The organism is Leptospira ellinghausenii, assembly GCF_003114815.1.
In the GTDB taxonomy this organism is placed as follows: domain Bacteria; phylum Spirochaetota; class Leptospiria; order Leptospirales; family Leptospiraceae; genus Leptospira_A; species Leptospira_A ellinghausenii.
This window is the reverse complement of sequence record NZ_BFAZ01000009.1, coordinates 434,686-451,632: the sequence shown is the minus strand read 5'-3', so window position 1 is coordinate 451,632 and position 16,947 is coordinate 434,686. Positions and strand designations below refer to the sequence as shown.

Below are 16,947 nucleotides of genomic sequence, written 5' to 3'. Positions count from 1 at the left end.
CAATTATAGTTTGAAGTCTTTTGCAGTGATTTTGTTTTTAGGATCAAATGTTAACTTTAAAAACTTCTCAACTGTTTCTGGTTTTTCTTTGAGAGTGTAGTACTGTTCTGGAACATCACGGTCTTCTGCAAAGTACCAAGTCATGACAGTTCCACTTGGATCAATTGATTTTTCAGTTGGTTTGCCAAGGACTGCTTCTGTTTTTACCAATCCATCACCTACTTTGATCATATCAATTTCTAGTTTGCGAAGTGCAGTGTGTGGGTGAACTTTTGTGCTTCCTGCTTGTACTTTGTTTCCTGAGGAACAAGCAACAAGGAATAACACGGATGTAAGTGTACTAAGGATCAATAATCGTTTGAACATAAACCTTTCCTAAAATGGATTCGGAAAAATTCTACAGGATTGGATCTGGATTGGCAAGTGTAATCTTTTCTCTTTCTTCATCGATTCGGTTGATTTTACTCAAAATCTTTTTAAAAAATGGAATTGTCATAAAAACAAGTCCAATCTCTAAAAATCCAAAAAAGAAAGAAAGGGCAGAAAAACTGTATTCTTGGGGTAAGAGGGAATTAAAAACGGACTGCATTTGCACAGAAACGATGGGACCTAACATAAACCCAAGCGATCCCACTCCCGTAAATGCCGACATAGTGGTGGCCGTGAGTCCAGGTTTTGACATCTTACTTGCAAGCATCATGGACGGGACAAACATCACACCTGCTCCAACCCCACAGATGAGTAAAAAAATAAACAAAAACCAATAGTCACTTGTTGTTCCTGATAATCCTAAAAACACACCGTAAATCGTAGAACCAACAAGAACAAGTGGCAAAACACCTGTTTTGCGAGACAACAAAGCTGACGGATAGGACAATAAACTCATCGGAAAAAGCACAAGTCCCAAAAACACACCCAACATCCCTGGGTGGAATGCTAAAGTTTCCCTCAAATGGATGTTAAATGAAGAAATAATAAAGCCAACTGTAAAACGATCGATAAAATTAAATAAAAAGGGAACAAAAAGGAATGGGTTTTCTAAAATTGCTAACTTTAAATCATTTAACTTAAAATCTTTTACTTTGTGGATTCCTTTGTCTTTTAACATGAATAAACTCATGATACCAACAAAAACTAAAATACCAGATCCAACGTAAAAAGGTAATAGCGGATTACTCCTACCTAAAATTCCAAGCGGCATTCCAAAGGCTCCACCAAGGGATAAAAACATACCTGTGATCCCCATCAGAATTCCTTTGCCATAATAACGTTTGTTTTTGGGATCATTCTCCTGGTCAGCAGCAGAACTTAAGAGTAATCCAATAATAAAAATGTGGGATGCTCCTTCCAAAAAACGAAGGAATAAAAATATTCCCATATCCGTAACGACAGTTAAAAGATAAAATAATCCAGCGTCCAAAAAACAGAATAAACTGATGAAGTATTTTCTGTTTTTAAAACGATCCGAAATGATTCCCGCAACTGGAGCAAATAAAAAAGAACCTAACATGGGTATGCTTGTGAAATAGGCAACCTCCCAGTTGGATCCGAGCAGGCGGTCCTTTACGATATCTTTGACAACGGGCACAATCATTGTGACCGGTAACATCGATAAAAAAACTAAAGTTACGAGTGTATACGGGAATCCCAAAAATTAACCTGCTGGTAGAAGAGTTTGGTAACGTTCCATTCCAATATTTTGTTTCAGATCGGAATCAAGTTCCATAAACAAAAATTTATTCAAATCAAACGTAGCTTTTGCTTCTTCTAGTAGTTCTGTTTTTTGTGAATCATTCAAAGGCAAAGTATCCAGATTTTGGCGATAAATTCCTTTAAATGCCATTAAATCTTCGATCTCTGGAAATTCATAAAAAGCAGTTCCTTCATTACCTTCTAGACCAAAGGTTTTTGCCACTACTTTTTTAATTGCCTGACCACCAGATAAATCTCCCAAATAACGCACGTAAGCTTGTGCTACTAAAAGTTCAGGTTTGGAATTTGCAATTTTACGAATATGATCGATGTAGTTTTGGGTCGCTTTGGAAACTTCTCCACGAAGTTTTGTGCCGAACTTTTTTTGAAAACTGGAGATATCCTCTAAAAGGGCTTTTTCCCGAAAAAGGTTTGGAAAGTACAATTTGGATAGGATTGGATTGTCTTTATTTTGGCGGTAGAGGTCTTCCATGACTTGGTACACTGCGTGTAAACTTTCCAACTGGTAGGTGTAGGTTTGTGCGTCCAATCCCCCTCGGAAAATCGCACGGATGTAAGGTACTTTTTCCGTTTCCTCGTGTTTTTGTGCCGTCCCTTCTCGTAACATCATTGCAACTGACATAATGGCTCCTTGTCTCTGTATGTGAGAATCAATCTCATATATGACACTTCCCTGACAATTGGGGGAACTGTCAAAGAGAATTAAAGGGAATCTTCTTGGTTTGTTGTATTCCAGAATTCAAGTGGGGTGGACTTTCTTTGTTCTGGGTAGAGGAAATAAGAGAGGAAAAAAATCAGGATCGAAACAACAATCCCGATGGTGGCAAGAACAACGTCTTTTCCCACTTTGCGAAAGGTATCTAGGTATGGGAGGTCCTTGTAGGTGATGACATTTAAAATGATCTCACGACCAGCGAGAAGGCCAAGGAAGGCCCAAGTGGTGGACATTGGGATATTGCTAATGGCTTGGAAAAAAAATAACAAACTTCCATATACCAAATCGACAATCGTGGCGGCCTTCGCCCATTGGATGTCGGATTTTTCAGAAACCACCTGTTGGATGGTGCCACCATTGGTTCGGATGATGACTAGAAGCGCAAAAATCAAAATGAAAACGGCAACAAGGAATTCAATCATTCCTAATTGTCTGGGAAGGAAAACGGCGATATTGGCTGTGTCTTGGAAAAGCCATGCCACCCAAAGGTACATTGTCGACAACCATTGCAAACGTGACCAACGCCTTTCGGAAACGGGGTCAGGAGTGTGTACCTCATGGTATTCATGAGGGTCAACTTTGACAAGAATGGCCCAAACCGCAATGGCTACGAGGAAAGCAAGTCCATACCCAAAAAAAGATTTGGTTAACATTTGGTCGATGCTTTTGCCACCAAACAAACCTAAGACGAGAAATGTTGTGGATACGGGGGCTCTAAGCCTTGTGATGACAACGAGTAAAACAGGTGCTAGGAGTTGGAGTAAATTGAATTCTTTAGTTTCGGGAATGGAATCCAATCTGTGGAAGTGGATTTCTCCGCCATGGAAAAACCAAGCAAGTAAGTGCACAAAAAATAAAAGACCACCGAATACGAGGATCTTATGGAGCCAATGGACAGACTTTTTACTTTCGATAAAGGTCCCGATGGTTTGGACTGCATCATTTCCTGCCACAGAGAATGATGCAATCGCAAAGGAAAACCATCCGAGATAATACCGAGGAATGCCCAGGAAATAACCAGCTGTGATCCCAATCACTAAAACAAAGGTAAAAACGAAAAATCGAATTTGGTCTTGTTTTGTTGGGTGCTGGTAATCAATTTCCTGGTTTTGGCTCATGCATTCATGTAGTGTTTCGCATATCTCTCCGTAATTTCCTTGCGGTCGAAAAGAATGAACACGTCTGTAGTACCAAAAACAGAATCCAGTGCAGGAATTCCACAGATTTTAGCACCTACTCGGAGGTATCCTTTCAAAAGTGGAGGGATATTTTTGGAGATTGATTTCGGATCTTCTACATGAAAATTAGCATCAAAACCTGGAAGAACGTAATCAGGATTTGGATACACACGAAATTCTTCTGGTGCAATTGCATCTTTTGCTTTTAAAAATCCATACGATTGTGATGCAACCGATGCATCAGTGGAGTGGATGGATCCACAACCCATGAGATAACGAACATTATGTTTGTTCATGAATTCTGCAAGGCCTTGCCATAATAAAGAAATTACAGAACCATCTCGGTATTCAGGGTGAACACAAGAACGTCCTACTTCAGCAATTTCATCTGGAAGGTTGTAAATGGATGTGATATCAAATTCGTTTTCGCTATAAAAACCGATTCCGTTTTTAGCATTTTGGCGAGTGAGGATACGATACGTACCAACGATTTTTTTATCTTCTGTGGATTTATCAATTACGATTAAATGGTGGCAGTATAAATCATACTCATCACGATCTTTTCTAGTAGCAGAAGATTGTGGCAGACCTTCTCCCATTTCTAAGTTAAACACTTCATAACGTAACGCAAGTGCTCTTTCAATTTCGAGTTGGTTTTCTGCTAAACGAACTTCTAAGATTCGTTCTGTTTTACTGATTGTATTTGGTTTCATAGGATTTGTTTTCCTCTTGTTTATCTTCATGTTACGCTAAAGGATCTCGGTTACGATAATGTGACATTCCAATGAAATTCCAGGAAAGAATGTGGAAATCGATTCGTTACAAATCGGTGACACAGTTCACTCTTAAAGGAGACAATCCAAAAGAATGGTTTTCTTTTTACATAAAGTAAAGAAATTTAATTCCAATTGGGTCCGAGAAAACGTGGAAACAAGACTGAACAGTTTTGCGATTTTTCCCATGGATTGTATAGTCTAAAGGAACCTAACAATGAATACTTTAATTTTATGGATTCGGAATTTAGCTGGATAGGGACCGCCAAATACCCGTTCCATGAGCAAGGCTTATTCTCTGTATTGATCGCCTTAAATCCAGGATGGAATTTCTGATTGATTACAAGGAGTTGCCCTTTGGGGAGTGAGTCAAAAGTAAAACTGTCTGGTTCCCAGTTTGTGGGTTTGACAGATTGGAGAGATGGATGTAGAAAAAATTCTCCATGGTAGTTCTTAGAGTCAATGGTTTCATTGGAAAAATAAAAGGTAAGGTTTTCGTAAATGTCATTTATGGATGCATTTGCTCCCAATGCTGGTAACATCCGGGAGTCAGAGCCATAATCAGTAAACGTACTGATTGTGATTGGATAAATTTCTTGGTTATGGATGGTATCCGCAGGAGGTTGTAACACAAATATTTCATCCAAATACTTGGTATTCATCTTTCTTGTATCAATTGTATGGATGATGAGCAAAATCAATATCACAATCGATTGGTAGATTTTGAATTTGTGTTTTGTCTTTTCTGTTAAGGATTGGATGTTTATAGCCAAACACCAAGTGTACAACATAACAACACTAAGGCTCCAACGCGGGTACACCCTTTCTTGGGAATAAATCGGCAATTGTTCTAAAAGCTTCACAGGTGAAATCGTATCTACATTACCAAACATAATCAAGATGGTGAGAAACAATAAACCGACGATAAAAATCATTTTACGTTTGGTTACAATTAGGAGTGGTAACAAATAGAGTGGAATTTGTCCGAGATAGTTCCCATATTCCCAATAACGGTATTGCATTTGTGTTAAGGATTGGGAAAGAAGTGGGTGTTGGGAAGTTCCAAAGAAGATAGGATACAAATCAGAAATGGAGAGTGAGAATTGATCGGGGACAAAATACCTTCCTACATGGTGGACAAATAAAAACATAGGTATCCATTTGAAGGAAAGTATAACAAGAATCAATAGTACAAATTTAGAAAACCGGAAGAAAGATTCTTTTGGATTTGTTGAATGGTAAATTTCCCAACCACTTAAAAAGAATAATAAAAAAGTGGCTTGGGTGATTGTATAAATTGCACCTTCAGATAACAAAATATAGGCGATTAAGATCACGAGATAAGGAATCCACTTACTTTTGTTTTGAATTGTGTATAAAAAATAAAAAAGAAACGCAGGCAAAAACAATCCCTGGACCTGGTTCATATGGCCAGCATAGAATTTTTGAAAAAAATATCCGGAGAATTGAAAGAAACAAACAAAGAGGATCGTTATTAGTTTCGAAGATTTATTATAAAGTTGGAAGGAATGGTAATTGAATCCCCCTGCAATTACAAAATAAAATACGAAACTCAATTTTAAAGCTGTAAGGCTTGGGAATACAATGGCAAGAAGATGGGTGAAACTTCCCGATTTACTCGATGGATTTTCCCAAACAGGAAAACCAGCTCCATAATACGGATTCCAGAGTGGAAAACTGCCAAAGTCTAAATAGGATTTCCGTAAAAACTCAACGTGAAATGTATACAAGTCCCAATCAAATCTCCCGAGCAGTTCATTGGATTCGAATACAATTGGAAAGTTCCAAAGGTAGAATACAAAAAAGAAAACTAGGCCAAGGATCGGCCTAATGTGCTTCATCCCAATTTCCACCAAACTTCCCTTGTGCGACAATTGGAACTTTGAGTTTCATTGCAGATTCCATTTCTTCTTTTGCCATTTGGTAAAAATCTTTTTTTTCTTTCGGATCTACTTCAAATACTAATTCATCATGCACTTGTAATAAAAGTTTGGATCGAAACGATTCCTTTTTTATTTTTTCATGGATCCGAATCATAGCCAATTTGATCATATCGGCCGATGTCCCTTGGATGGGAGAATTGATCGCAACTCGTTTGGCACCTTCACTTACCATTTTATGGGTGGAGTGGATATCAGGAAGGTAACGCCTGCGCCCAAGTAAGGTTTCTACATATCCTTTCTCTTTGCAGAACTCAACGATCTCTTCCATATAGGTGGCAACACCTTTGTATGCGGCAAAGTATTTCTCTATAAACTCTTTTGCCTCTTTTCGGCTGATTCTTAAATTATTGGACAAACCAAAAGAAGTAACACCATAAATCACAGAAAAGTTCACTACTTTTGCTTTGTTTCGCATATCGGGAGTTACTTGGTCTTCAGAAACACCAAAAATACCTGCCGCTGTTCGTTTGTGAATGTCCGCTCCCGATTTGTATGCATCAATCATATTGGGATCATTGGAGAAATGAGCCATGATCCGAAGTTCAATTTGACTATAGTCAAGGGAAAGGATTTCATAACCTTTTTTTGCTATAAACCCTTTTCGTAACAACCTTCCTTCTTCATCTTTGATGGGAATGTTTTGTAAGTTTGGATTGGTAGAAGAGAGTCGTCCCGTTGCTGCAATGGTTTGGTTATAACTTGTGTGGATCCGATTTGTTTTTGGATTCACTAGTGTTGGTAATGTATCAGTATAGGTGGATTTTAATTTAGAGAATTTTCGAATCGCTAATAAATCATCGATGATCGGATGAGTGCCTTGTAAAGATTCCAAAACCGAATGGTCAGTTGAATACCCAGTTTGAGTTTTTTTCTCAGCAGGGAGTCTTAAGTCTTCAAATAAAACTGTTTGCAATTCCTTTGTTGAATTAACATTAAACTGTCTTCCCGCATAAAAATGAATGTTTTTTTCATGTTCTTTGATTTTGGTATCAAAGGTCACGGATAATGATTCGAAGTACTTTTTGTCTACGGCTATTCCTTCAAACTCCATATCGGCCAATGCGAGTAGTACTGGCATCTCCATTTCATAAAAAAGTTTTTTATGTATGCCTTCTTCCATTTTTGGTGCAAGGGCATTATGGAGTTGTAATGTGATGTCCGCATCTTCGCATGCATATTCTGAAACTTTGTCTGGATCAATATCGTAAAGATTTTGTTTCTTTTTTCCTGTGCCAACTAACTCTTCGTATGTGATAGTTTTGTAGTTGAGGTAATCAACAGCCATATCATCCATATTATGGCGTCTTTCTCCTGGATTTAAGAGATAGGAAGCAAGCATCGTATCAAAGTAAATGCCTTTTAATTCAATGCCATAATTTCTGAATACGAGGAGATCGTATTTAATGTTTTGGCCTAGTTTTTTCCATTTTGTATCCTCTAACATTGGTTTTAGGATTTTAAGTGCTTCTTCTGCGGAAGGGAGAAGGTGGCTGTAAATGGATTCTGAATGTGAAAATGCAATGTAATAAGCGACACCTGGTTCATCCGAAAAGGAAATACCAAGTAATTCAGCCATCATCGGGTCTTGTGAGGTTGTTTCTGTATCAATGGATAATGGTTTTTTAGGATTTAGTTTTGAGATGATCTTTTTTAATTCATCAATGGATTGGATACGTTTGTATGATTGTTTGGCGACAACTGTAGTAGTGGAAACAGCATTTTTTCCTTTTTTCGATCCATCTAAAGAAACTTCGGCGTTAGTTTCTTTTTTTCCTTTCGATGTCTTTTTGGCTGCAGGAGATTCTTCTTTAGTGTCACCATCACTTACAATCGGAATCCCTGCTTGTTTTGCTAAATCACGATGTAGGACATTGTAACCTTCGTCCTTGAAGTATTGTACTTTTTTGGGATCATGGTAGTTCGGTAATTTTAAATCCGACTTTTTGATGTCTAGTTTGAGATTGGTTACGATGGTTGCCAGTTTCCTGGATAAAAATGCATTTTCTTTTTCGGCAATGAGTTTATCGATTAAAGATTTGTTTTTGACTTTATCAATTTTTTTGTAAATGGTTTCTAAATCTCCAAATTCTTGGATGAGTTTTGCTGCACCCTTTTCGCCAATCCCTTTGACACCAGGGATATTGTCGGAGGCATCACCCAGAAGTCCCATATAATCAGGAACTTGTTCTTTTGTGATTCCGATATTTGCCTTCACCCACTTGGGATCAATTTTTTCAAACTCAGACACGCCTCGTTTCCCACGTAACATGTGTATGTTTTTGTCTAATACTTGGTATAAATCTTTATCACTTGAAAGGATGACAATTTCTTCAAAATCCTTCCCAAATTTTTTACAAAGAGATCCTATGATATCATCTGCTTCAATGCCATTCATTTTATACATTGGGAATTCCAATGCTTGTAACATTTCATAAATTTTTTGGATTTGAGGTTTTAAATCCTCAGGCATAGGTTTTCTATGCGCTTTGTATTCTTCATAAAGATCGTTTCTTTCTAACCTTGTGCCAGGATCAAATGTGAAGGCTATATGGGTGACATGTTCGTCTTGAAGCAGTTTAAAAAGCATCCTCCAAAATCCGAAAATGGCACCACTGGGTAATCCAGTTTTGGAATTGGTTAGATTAGAAGCAGCAAATGCAAAATAAGCCCGAAAGGCAAGTGCATGCCCATCAATGATTAATAATCTCCCACTCATTTGCCTTCTCCGTATAAGGAATCACCTAAAAAGGAATAATAAATTAGTTTTGTTTTATCGATAGTTTTTGTAACAGAAAATCGCTTAACAGAAGTCTTGTTAAAGTTTCCGAATTGGTCTCTAAGGTCTTCTGAAGAAACAAGTTTGTCGAGGCCTTGGGCTATCACTTCTGAATCTCCTACAGGGCAAACAAAAGCACCTTCGTTATGATCCAACATTTCTCCAATCCCACCACCATTGGTTGCAACAATTGGCAAACTGCAAGCCATTGCATCTAAAACGGCTGTCCCAAGTCCTTCTTCCTTTGAGGTGAGCGTGAAAATGTCGAATAAAGAAAGTAAGGCGGGAATATCTTTTCTGTATCCAGTGAAAATGATTTTATCATTTAAATTTAAACTTTCGGTGAGTGTTTTTAGTTTTTTTTCTAATTTACCTTCACCAACAATTAAAAGCCGAAAATCCAGATTTGTTTTCATCTTAGAGATGGCATGAATTAAAGTTTCTTGGTCTTTGTGGTCAACGAGGGCAGCTACATTTCCAATGATTACCGCTTTTTTGGGAATCTGAAACTCTTCGCGTAAATATTCATGTGCTGTGGGTTTCGAAAATCGTTTGAGATCAATCCCAGAATAAACGGTGATGATCCTTTCAGGAGCAATTTTACTACTCATCATCACTTCCTTAATTTTTTGAGAAACAGGAAGATAATAATCGTTAGCTGGGTGTTGGTATTTCCATCTGGAGAAAAAACTAGTTTTTGGTTTAAAATCCACTCTCCTTGATACAATGAGAGGGATTTTGAGATGGTTTCGTTTGGCAAGTAATGCTAATGTATGCGCGTGTGCAGTATGAGTATGAATGAGTTTAATGTTTTTAGACAAACAGAGAGATCGAATATTCTTATATGCTTTTCTATCCCATTCTCCACGCATCTCAATGGGAACAAATTCGTATCCATTGTCTTTGCATTTTGCCTCAAGCGGGGAACCTGGTTGGCCCACGACCATTTGTGGGATTTTGTAATTTGCCAAACCTTGAACTAGATAATAGAGCTGTTGTTCTCCACCGCGCCATTCGCGAGAAGTGTTGATATGTAGGATCAAATTATAAGTGTTTGGAACGGTCGTATTCGAGAGCGACGATGGATCCCATGACCTTGAATCCAGCTGGTGCTTCGTCTACCATTCCTTCTCCGTGAAACATTACTTTAACGGAGTCCATCATGGCATTGATTATTTTCAATCCTTTTCCCATGTTCTTATGTTTTTGGCCGGAACCATTATAAGGAAGGGTTTCTGGTTTTTTGCTTTGGTGGTTTTTGATGTGGTCGAGGAAGGTAGAAAAACATTGGGATTGGTTGGAACGTAAAAGTTCTTTGTCATTGTCTGGAACAGGTGATTCACCTGATAAACCTGATCCATAATCCAAAATGTACAAAGTGAACTTTGCAGCATCAATCCGCCATCGGCAAATGATCGTCTCATCACAGTCACAAGATACATTGGCAGCAACAGCATTGGTTAATGCTTCGTCAGCTGCGAGTTCAATTTGCATGATATTGTCAGAGCTGAACCCATTGTCTTCCAAAGTTCGTTTTAATTCAAAACGGAATTGTTTGACGGAAGACATATCGGGAGGCAGGAACATGGCGTATGAACCTGGCGAAGGGCTTAACAGATAGGGAATCACTTCAGATGGTGCTGTCAATGGCCGCCTTTTCCTCTCTCTCATCATATTACACGATACGAAGTGAGAAAAAAAGTCAAAAAAACCCGAAAACCGAACGAGCAGTAAAAAAGTTACCTAAGTGAAATACCTAATGACCCTGCCAATTGTTCCATTCGTTTGACCATCTTTTCTTGGCCAAGAAGACTAAAGAGGATGGGAAGTTCCAATCCATGTGACTTACCCGTAGTGATGGCACGAATCGGCATAAAAAGAGTCCTTCCTTTTTCCCCAGTCACTTCACCCACTTTTGCCATGGTTTCCTTATACGCATCGGGGGTGGTGAGAGAACTTCCTTTTACCATTTGGTAAAAGTGAGTGACGACTTCTATTCCTTTGCCTTCGGAGACCAATTGTTTGGCTTCGTCATTTTCGAAACTCAAATTCTCTAAAAAGAATTCTTCAATGTAAGGAGGGGCTTGGATGAGTCTGTCCAAATACACACGAACGGAATCCAAGATGGAAAGGAGTTGTGGGTTTTCACCTGACTTGTATGCGTCAGGGATTTGGCAGTCTTTTAAAAATGGTTCGAGTGCTTTACCGAGGGTTTCAATTTTGGCATCGCGGATGTACTTATTGGACATCCAATTGAGTTTTGATTTTGGGTTTAGGTATTCAGCAAGACCAAGTAAGGAAAGTTTATTGAAGTCAACAGTTTCCTTTTCTTCTTCTTTCAATTTTTTGAATACATCAAAGGTAGCAGGGGATTTCGAACAACGTTCCACATCAAAGACAGAACACAATTCTTCATCACTCATATATTCCTTGCCATCAGGCGAAGTCCATCCAAGGAGTGCCATGTAGTTACGCATGGTTTCACTTGAGTAACCTAAGTCACGGAACGCAAGGACTGATGTGGCACCAGCTCGTTTGGAAAGTTTTTTACCATCTGTTCCTACAATTTCACTGGCATGTGCAAATCGTGGGAGAGGGAATCCAAAGGCTTCAAAAATCAAAATTTGTCTTGGTGTATTGGAAAGATGTCCCACACCTCGGATCACATGTGTGATTTTCATAAGCGCATCATCAATCACCACAGCATAGTTATACGATGGGAATCCATCTGATTTTACAATGATAAAATCACCAATCAGTTTGGATTCAAACTTTACTTTGCCTTGGATCATATCATCTACGATCACAATCTTGTGAGGGGTTTTAAAACGAACTGTAAAGGGAGTTTTTTTCTCTAGTTGTGAATGTATTTCTTCGTCACTTAAATCAGAACATTTTCCATCATAGATGTAAGGAATCCCCATTGCATCTGCTTGTTTTTTTTTGCCCTCTAGTTCATCTGCCGTACAAAAACATCGGTAGGCTTTTTTTTCTTTGATGAGTTTGTCTGTGTATTCTTTGTAGATATGAATTCGTTCTGATTGGGTATAAGGCCCGTTAGGTCCACCAACTCCAGGACCTTCATCCCATTCCATTCCAAGCCATTTGAGAGATTCTAAGATGATTTTGAAAGATGCTTCTGTGGATCTGTCTTGGTCTGTATCTTCGATCCTCAGTAAAAATTTTCCTTTTTTTGCCTTTGCATATAAATAATTAAATAAGGCAGTTCTTGCTCCACCAACGTGGAGAAATCCGGAAGGGGATGGGGCAAAACGGGTACGAACTTCTGTCATTTGATTTCCTCTTTGAGTAAAAAATCTCCCAAACGTTTGTATCCAAATGGTTCTTTGGTTTTGGTAGTGAGACCATTGGTATAGGGAGGAACAAAAAATAATTGCAGATTGTTTTCTTTATAAATCGGTTTGAAAAAAAGTTTGTCTGGTTCTGTTTCATTCCATTCGTAACTGAGTTGGTGGTAGTCGTAGTTTGTGGAAGTGTGTTCAGTAACAATCGTTTGGTTGTTGATTTTGGTGTATGTACTGGAAGAAGTAAAAAATTGATTGGAACCAAGATTGTGAGACCAACGATTTTCTCCTCCAATTTCAGAACGATTTCCTTCTTCTAAAAGGATTCCCGTATCTCCATTGAGTTCAAACACTTCCATCTCATCGATGACAAACTTATTTTCTTTATATGCAATTTGGTTTTCGAGAAGTGTTTCTATTGTATTTCCTTTCACTTCTTTAAAATAAGATTCCTTATAAACAAAGACAATTTTTTTCTCAAGGTTATTTCGTTGGAATTTTCCCACTTTGCGATTCCAAATGAGTTTGTATGATTCAACAACATCATTCCCAAATTCTGCATTGATATTGTTTGAAAAGTTAGTGTCGTAAGCAATGAAACTGAACTCAATTTTTTCAGCATATCCACTGGATTTGCCCGGTTCCCATTGGATACAACGGTAATGGGAAGACCCATCTTTGAAGAAAGTGGAACTCATTTTTCGAGGTGATTTGAGGAATAAAACGGAAGCAGGAATTTCGGATTTAGGATCTCTCGAAAGGAGAGAATTGACTGTTTGGCAACTCCACCCAGAAAAAAAAATCAAGAACCAGATTAGCCAATGAAAACGGGAGTATTCTTGAGTTTGTGGGGACATAGATAGGTGCGTATCGCCAGTCTAAAAAGGGAAAACCGCTTGACAAGTCAATTCATCGCACCCCTGTGTCATTTGGAACCATGAAGAACGAAGAACAGTATCCGAAACGCCCCTTTGAAGACCAAGTGAATGATGACCAAAGGAAATACTCCCGCTATGTATGCGATTCGAGAGCCATTCCACAAGAAATTGATGGCCTAAAGCCTGTTCAACGACGAATTCTTTGGGCGATGTGGAACTCAGATGCGAGAAACCGTCATACCAAAACAGTAAAAGTAGCGGGTCTTGCGATGGGATACCATCCTCATGGAGACAGATCAATCCAAGATGCCCTTTCCCAAATGGCACAAGACTTTGCGTTTGCAAACAACTACCCTTTGGTTCATGGCGAAGGAACCTTTGGTGACGTTCTTGATCCCAATGCAATTGCATCTCCTCGTTATACAGAAGTCAAACTTTCTGACTTTGCCAAAGATTTAGGTTTTTTTGAAAGTTTACCTGACATTGATTATGTCAAAAACTACGATGAAACAGAAGATGAACCGATTCATTTTGTGGGAAAAGTTCCTGTAGTTCTCTTAAATAATATCCAAGGGATTGCAACGGGATTTCGTTGTTTTATACCTGCACACAAACTCAGTGACGTAATTGATTCTCAAGTAACGTATTTAAAAACGGGCAAACCGAAAAAGATCACTCCATGGTACAAAGGGTACGGCGGAGAGGTAAAAATGTCAAAAAATGACAATGGTAGCACTGTCATGTCTACGACATTTGGTTTCAAAAAAGAAGATGGGAAATTGTATTTGGTAGATTCTCCCATGAACTGGAACCGCGAAAAGGTTGTGAACTACTTAGATGATTTAATCGAAAAGAAAGACAATTGGTTAAAGGACTACATTGATCATTCCAGCCAAACATTTAAAATCGAACTTGTTGCAAAAAAAGGCGAAGAACCTTCCGAGAAAGAAATCAAAGAACTTTTCTCCAAAGAAAACAACGAAGTATTGACCATCAATGTCATCACACATGAAGGAAAACTGCGTAACTTTGTTCCAGAAGAAATCATCAAACGTTTCTGTGATTTTAGAAAAACCCATCTCATTCGCAGATTCAAACGCCTTGCTGGCTTAGAAAAAGAAAAAATTGATCGTAACTCCGAACTCATTCGTTTCATCAAAGAAAAATGGAACGAAAAAGTAACAGGCATTAAATCGAAAAAAGAATTCGAAGAAAAGTTAAAAGCTGCCAAATTCGTTTACTTTGAATGGTTGAGTTCCATTCCCGTTTACCGTATGACTTTGGAAGAAGTTCGTAAATGTGAAGAAGCCATTGTAGAAGCAAAAACAAAATACACCGAGTATACGGCACTACAAAAAGATGATAAAAAACTCACAGGTTTTATGACTGATGAGTTGGATGAACTGAAGAAAAAATGGGATCCGAAATAGATAATTATGGCTCAAAAAACTGAAAAAACCTCAGGAAATTCGCGAAATTTTAAGAAATTATCGAACGTAGAACACGTTCGTATGCGTACAGGAATGTGGCTTGGGCAAAACTCCCTTTCCACATTTGAACAACATTTTTTTACCAAAGATAACTCTGGTAAGTATGATATTGTACACGAAGAACTTTCCGACATCCCAGCCAAACTCAAATGTTTGGATGAAGCATGTATGAACTGTGTGGATGAATACAGAAAGAACTTAAACGACAAATCCATTCCCGAAAAAGATAAGATGAACAAACTCATCATCCAATTGTCAACGGATCGCAAACGTGTGACCATCCAAGACAATGGTCGTGGGATTCCCGCTGACAATGCCGAAGGAGTTTACCTCCACTTGATGTATGGGGAAAACTTTGACGACAAAGTGAAAGAAGATCATGTTGCAGGACAGAATGGTGTGGGGATTTCACTTGTAAGAATGGTTTCCTCTTTCTTTCGAGTGAAAACCATCAATGGTGGAAAAGCTTACAAAAAAATGTTTAGCATCCATGATGATGTAAAAAAAGTAATTCGCAGTTTCAAACTTTCTAAAGAAGATACAGAACGTGTTCACTTGTATTATGATGAACATGGAACATTTGTCGATTGCCCTTTACTTTCCGCTGACCAAATCAAACAACTAAAAGGCCCTTGTGACAAAACAGGGATGACTGCAGTGGTGGAAGCAGCAAAAAAAGAAGACCACGGAACAACAGTCGAGTTTGAGCTCAATCCAGCATATTTCAACAACCTTGATACTTCTTTTAACATCAATTTGGTGAAACAATACCTGCAAGACATTGCAATGTCAAACCCAGGTCTCGAAGTTGTTTTTATACACAAAACTGGGAAAGAAAAATATAAGTTCAAAAAAGGTTTTGATGAGATCTTTAGTAACTCCGAAATGGTGTACTACAAATTGGATTATGCAGACAAAACTTCTGCCTCACAAATCCATATGGATACCTATGTTGTAGTGGGACAGAATAAAACTCTCACTTGGGTGAACTCTATTTTTTGCCCACAAGGTGGATCAGCGATTGAATATTTGGAAAACAGGCTTTGTGATGAGATTCGTAAAAAATCTCAAATTGTCAGTTTAGAGAAAAAACTCAATACACAGTGTACACGGAATGATGTGAGAAGTTGTTTTCACATGTATGTGAACCTTCGGATTCTTAACCCTCGTTTTAAATCCCAAGATAAATCTTATCTCATTAACGATTTGAATGAAGACATTCGAAAGTCTGTAGACAAACATTTGGACAAACTTTTGAAAAAAACTGGCCTCATCGAAGAAATTAAGATGGTGATGGAACGTAGAACCCAGATGAAACAGCTCGAGGATGCGCAGAAAGGCCTCCGTAAGGCGTCTCGGAACAACATCCCTAAGCTTATGCCTCCGACAGGTAAACCAACCGATCCAGGCCGAATTTTGTTTGTGGCAGAAGGGGACTCGGCGATCGCGGGACTACGCCCAGCACGGAATCCAAAATTACATGGATTATTCCCACTCAGAGGAAAACCACTCAACTGTAAAGGGATGTCACTTGCCAAAGCATTACAAAACGAGGAGATGAAAAACATTGTTGCCATTGTGGGACTTCCTCTCGACCAAAAGGTAAAATCCATTGATGAATTGAATTATGATAAGATCAGTATCATCACGGATGCCGATTTTGATGGGTATGCGATTCGTTCTTTGATGTTGTCTTTCTTTTATGAATATTGGCCTGAACTGTTTGATTTAGGTTTTATCAATATTTCTGCAGCACCACTCTATGAGGTGGATGTAAAGTGGAAAGATGGTAAAAAAGAAACTGTTTTCTGTATTGATGACTCCGACTATGATAAGTTAGTTGCAAGAGTGAACAAACAAGGTGCGGAAATCACTCGCAAAAAACGAAACAAGGGTCTTGGGGAAACAGGAAAAGAAGCCATGAAGTATGCTGTAGATCATTGTATGACAACGATTACAATTGGTAATAAAAAATCTGCTAAGACCACACAAGACTTATGGTTCCACAAAGATTATGCAGAAAAACGCCGTGAAGCAATTTCTGAATACTCAATGAGTGTGATCCAGGACTAAGAATAAGGTTCGATTTTTTAGAATATTACCAACAAACACGGGCCATGTTGTGAAGGACAATTGTAGTTCTTTCCATTTGGCA

The 16,947-nt window shown here is 38.4% G+C and carries 13 protein-coding genes; 2 read left to right on the top strand and 11 right to left on the bottom strand.

All coding sequences use genetic code 11. From position 1 onward, the window contains the following. Window positions 1–3: 3 nt before the first annotated feature. The 11 genes from DI076_RS10560 to DI076_RS10510 all read right to left on the bottom strand — a co-directional run bounded on the left by DI076_RS10560 (window position 4) and on the right by DI076_RS10510 (window position 13,281). Window positions 4–366 carry an LIC13410 family lipoprotein gene (locus tag DI076_RS10560; RefSeq protein WP_100715639.1) on the bottom strand — a complete coding sequence of 121 codons (363 nt, stop codon included), beginning with the start codon at window positions 364–366 and terminating at the stop codon, window positions 4–6. Between the two features lie 31 nt (window positions 367–397). After that, a complete protein-coding gene (locus tag DI076_RS10555; protein ID WP_108959843.1) occupies window positions 398–1,651 on the bottom strand; it encodes an MFS transporter in 1,254 nt (417 codons plus the stop codon). Between the two features lie 3 nt (window positions 1,652–1,654). Beyond that, entirely contained in the window at window positions 1,655–2,335 is a 681-nt protein-coding gene (locus tag DI076_RS10550; RefSeq protein ID WP_108959842.1) for a biliverdin-producing heme oxygenase, read from the bottom strand. A gap of 80 nt (window positions 2,336–2,415) precedes the next feature. Further along, entirely contained in the window at window positions 2,416–3,546 is a 1,131-nt protein-coding gene (locus tag DI076_RS10545) for a hypothetical protein (protein WP_108959841.1), read from the bottom strand. After that, complete coding sequence (locus DI076_RS10540) at window positions 3,543–4,319, bottom strand: GNAT family N-acetyltransferase (RefSeq protein WP_100715635.1); 777 nt, start codon at window positions 4,317–4,319, stop codon at window positions 3,543–3,545. The genes DI076_RS10545 and DI076_RS10540 overlap by 4 nt, the downstream gene beginning before the upstream one ends. Before the next feature lie 185 nt (window positions 4,320–4,504). Continuing rightward, window positions 4,505–6,241: a putative glycosyltransferase family protein gene (locus tag DI076_RS10535; RefSeq protein WP_245918378.1), complete on the bottom strand. Its 1,737-nt coding sequence runs from the start codon at window positions 6,239–6,241 to the stop codon at window positions 4,505–4,507. Then, window positions 6,228–9,059, bottom strand: coding sequence for a DNA polymerase I (gene polA, locus DI076_RS10530; RefSeq protein ID WP_108959840.1), 2,832 nt, complete (start codon window positions 9,057–9,059; stop codon window positions 6,228–6,230). Before polA ends, DI076_RS10535 begins: the two co-directional genes overlap by 14 nt. Beyond that, entirely contained in the window at window positions 9,056–10,162 is a 1,107-nt protein-coding gene (locus tag DI076_RS10525) for a glycosyltransferase (RefSeq protein WP_108959839.1), read from the bottom strand. The genes polA and DI076_RS10525 overlap by 4 nt, the downstream gene beginning before the upstream one ends. Before the next feature lies 1 nt (window position 10,163). Further along, window positions 10,164–10,766: an ATP-binding protein gene (locus DI076_RS10520; RefSeq protein WP_245918377.1), complete on the bottom strand. Its 603-nt coding sequence runs from the start codon at window positions 10,764–10,766 to the stop codon at window positions 10,164–10,166. Between the two features lie 92 nt (window positions 10,767–10,858). Continuing rightward, entirely contained in the window at window positions 10,859–12,412 is a 1,554-nt protein-coding gene (gltX, locus tag DI076_RS10515) for a glutamate--tRNA ligase (RefSeq protein ID WP_108959838.1), read from the bottom strand. Further along, window positions 12,409–13,281 (bottom strand): hypothetical protein, encoded by an 873-nt coding sequence (locus tag DI076_RS10510; RefSeq protein ID WP_108959837.1) that lies wholly within the window; start codon window positions 13,279–13,281, stop codon window positions 12,409–12,411. The genes gltX and DI076_RS10510 overlap by 4 nt, the downstream gene beginning before the upstream one ends. Before the next feature lie 80 nt (window positions 13,282–13,361). Here DI076_RS10510 and DI076_RS10505 point away from each other — a divergent pair, with 80 nt between their 5' ends. Further along, window positions 13,362–14,732, top strand: a complete 1,371-nt coding sequence (locus DI076_RS10505) for a DNA gyrase subunit A (RefSeq protein ID WP_108959836.1) — start codon at window positions 13,362–13,364, stop codon at window positions 14,730–14,732. A gap of 6 nt (window positions 14,733–14,738) precedes the next feature. Continuing rightward, a complete protein-coding gene (locus tag DI076_RS10500; protein ID WP_108959835.1) occupies window positions 14,739–16,865 on the top strand; it encodes a toprim domain-containing protein in 2,127 nt (708 codons plus the stop codon). Window positions 16,866–16,947 lie beyond the last annotated feature (82 nt).

Bases quoted from the DNA above. Each gene is read 5' to 3' on its own strand.
- DI076_RS10560 (WP_100715639.1), bottom strand. From the start codon at position 366: ATGTTCAAACGATTATTGATCCTTAGTACACTTACATCCGTGTTATTC.
- DI076_RS10550 (WP_108959842.1), bottom strand. From the start codon at position 2,335: ATGTCAGTTGCAATGATGTTACGAGAAGGGACGGCACAAAAACACGAG.
- DI076_RS10545 (WP_108959841.1), bottom strand. From the start codon at position 3,546: ATGAGCCAAAACCAGGAAATTGATTACCAGCACCCAACAAAACAAGAC.
- DI076_RS10540 (WP_100715635.1), bottom strand. From the start codon at position 4,319: ATGAAACCAAATACAATCAGTAAAACAGAACGAATCTTAGAAGTTCGT.
- DI076_RS10535 (WP_245918378.1), bottom strand. From the start codon at position 6,241: ATGAAGCACATTAGGCCGATCCTTGGCCTAGTTTTCTTTTTTGTATTC.
- polA (WP_108959840.1), bottom strand. From the start codon at position 9,059: ATGAGTGGGAGATTATTAATCATTGATGGGCATGCACTTGCCTTTCGG.
- gltX (WP_108959838.1), bottom strand. From the start codon at position 12,412: ATGACAGAAGTTCGTACCCGTTTTGCCCCATCCCCTTCCGGATTTCTC.
- DI076_RS10510 (WP_108959837.1), bottom strand. From the start codon at position 13,281: ATGTCCCCACAAACTCAAGAATACTCCCGTTTTCATTGGCTAATCTGG.
- DI076_RS10505 (WP_108959836.1), top strand. From the start codon at position 13,362: ATGAAGAACGAAGAACAGTATCCGAAACGCCCCTTTGAAGACCAAGTG.
- DI076_RS10500 (WP_108959835.1), top strand. From the start codon at position 14,739: ATGGCTCAAAAAACTGAAAAAACCTCAGGAAATTCGCGAAATTTTAAG.